The sequence below is a fragment of the Arthrobacter sp. genome (assembly GCF_031179385.1).
Lineage (GTDB): Bacteria > Actinomycetota > Actinomycetes > Actinomycetales > Micrococcaceae > Arthrobacter_D.
Window position 1 is genome coordinate 1 of sequence record NZ_JAPSHV010000229.1, and the last position, 1,721, is coordinate 1,721.

The window sequence follows — 1,721 nt, forward strand, 5'->3', positions numbered from 1 at the left end:
TTGAGCCCTCCGGATCGTGCTCATCATCGGCCGGAATATCATGCGCGGCCAGAGTCGCCTCATGGATATCCGCCGTTAGCCGTTCGATCTGCAGGCGGGCCTCGGCAATCTTTTCCTCCAGCAACTGCCGGTACATTCCCTTGTCCGCCGTGGCTGCCGTGGACCCTACATCCAGCGCATCGCTCATGACGCCACCATCCTCTCGGAGTTATGAGAGCATCATAGTCCTCTCCGGCGTCGTTATATCCGTCTGAGGGCCCCTCTGTTATGCGATCGTTCCGCAACCGTCACCTGCCCCCTCCCCTTGACCGTTTCCGGCTCGGTAACGCACGCTGAGGGTGAGGACCCGGCTGCCCCCAGCTGGCCGGGTAGAAACCGCTCGATGACGAGGTGCGGACCGACATGGCAGCGCGAGAGATCCAGACCGAGGTTCTGGTGGTCGGCGCGGGACCGACCGGCCTGATGCTGGCCAACTGGCTGGCCAAGCTCGGCGTGCCCATGGTTGTGGCCGACGGCAAGGCGGAACCGACGCGGGAGTCCCGGGCCCTGGGCCTGCAGGCCAGAAGCATGGAGATCTACGACCAGCTCGGCGTGATCGGGAGGGTGCTCGCCGAGAGCACCGTTGCGCAGAAGCTGGTCTTCGGCTACGAAGGGCGCGAGCTGGGACGGGTTCCCATCGGGCGGTTGGGCCGCGGCGTGACCCCGTATCCCGGCGTCACCTTCTTGGAACAGAGCAGGAACGAGCAGCTCCTGGTGGACAACCTCAAGGCGCTCGGTTCGGAAGTGCTCTGGAAGCACCGGCTGACGGCCCTGGATGTGGACCTGTCCAATCCGCTGGCGGTGACGGCAACGCTGGCGGCTGGGGACGGCGAAGTGCGGGTCCGTGCGAGGTACTGCGTGGGCGCCGACGGCGGTTCCTCCACTGTGCGTTGGGCCCGCGGCATCGCGTTCGAAGGGATCACCAACGCGCACACTTTCTACGTCTCGGATGCGACGGAGGTGCGGGGTCTGGCCCACGATGCCGTCAATATCCGGCCGGGCACCGAGGATTTCCTGCTCGGATTCCCCATGGGCGGAAACTCCGACCTGCGGCTGATCGGCACCGTGCGGAATGCCGACATCGGCGGTGACGAGCTGTCCGAGGACACGGTGCGCAGCCGCCTGCAGAGGATCTACTCCGTCAGCTATGGACCCTCGCGCTGGTATTCCACCTACAAGGTGCACCACCGCACGGCGGCGGTCTTCCGCGACGGACCCGTGTTCCTGGCCGGCGATGCCGCCCACATACACTCCCCCGTTGGCGCCCAGGGCATGAACACCGGGCTGCAGGATGCGCACAACCTTGCCTTCAAACTCGCAGACGTCGTGCAGGGCAGGGCCTCGGATCGCTATCTCGACCGCTACGAGGCTGAACGGCGTCCCGTTGCGCGCCGGCTGATCTCGACCACGGACAGGCTGTTCGGCATCATCACCTCGGCGCACCCGGTGCCCCGGACCCTCCGCAGGCTGGTCCTCCCCGTGCTCGCGCCGGTGGCGACGAACGTCCTGCCCCGGCTCAAGGGGGCTCCGCGCCTGTTCGAGTACGTGTCGCAGGTGCGGATCCACTACTGGATGAGCGATGAAGCCAAGCAAGCCGCCAAGGGCCGGCGCGGCAAGGTGGTCGGACGCCGGCTGCCGTATACCGGGTCAAACTTCGAGACGCTCCGCTCGCTCGCGTGGCA

The 1,721-nt window shown here is 66.5% G+C and carries 1 protein-coding gene and 1 pseudogene; one reads left to right on the forward strand and one right to left on the reverse strand.

Features of this window, described 5'->3' with window-relative positions; all coding sequences use genetic code 11:
* A pseudogene (locus RIF85_RS15865) lies at positions 1-187 on the reverse strand (TraR/DksA family transcriptional regulator); the annotation flags it as partial.
* Between the two features lie 215 nt (positions 188-402).
* Between RIF85_RS15865 and RIF85_RS15870 the strand changes: the two are divergent.
* Positions 403-1,721: FAD-dependent monooxygenase (locus tag RIF85_RS15870; protein WP_309072862.1), on the forward strand; the 1,319-nt coding region annotated here is incomplete at its 3' end.